Origin of the sequence: Mesorhizobium sp. M4B.F.Ca.ET.214.01.1.1 (genome assembly GCF_004791545.1) — a bacterium.
In the GTDB taxonomy this organism is placed as follows: Bacteria; Pseudomonadota; Alphaproteobacteria; order Rhizobiales; family Rhizobiaceae; genus Mesorhizobium; species Mesorhizobium abyssinicae.
In genome coordinates, this window is record NZ_SRUX01000256.1 from 1 (window position 1) to 290 (window position 290).

A 290-nucleotide genomic window follows, 5' to 3' on the forward strand; every position below is an offset into this window, starting at 1 on the left:
CGGCCGTCGCCGTCTGCTGATCCAGCGCCTCGGCCAGTTCACGATTGGAGCGCGACCGCGCCGACGATGAGCGGCGCGATGACCAGCGCGGCGACGAAGCCGAGTGCAGGATGGCCCGAGATCGCCGTCGAGAGCGCCCAGGCCAGCACCGCGCCGAGCATGAAGAACTCGCCATGGGCGACATTGACGACGCGCATGACGCCGAACACCAGCGACAGGCCAAGCGCCGCAGGCCTCAACAAATCTCCGCGATACCGGTTGACTGCGGCCTTCAAAGCATCTTCCTATGC

General features: G+C 66.6%; 1 pseudogene. It reads right to left on the reverse strand.

What is annotated here, in order from left to right:
- Window positions 1-47 precede the first annotated feature (47 nt).
- Window positions 48-275: pseudogene (locus EN857_RS34135) on the reverse strand (hypothetical protein); the annotation flags it as partial.
- Window positions 276-290 lie beyond the last annotated feature (15 nt).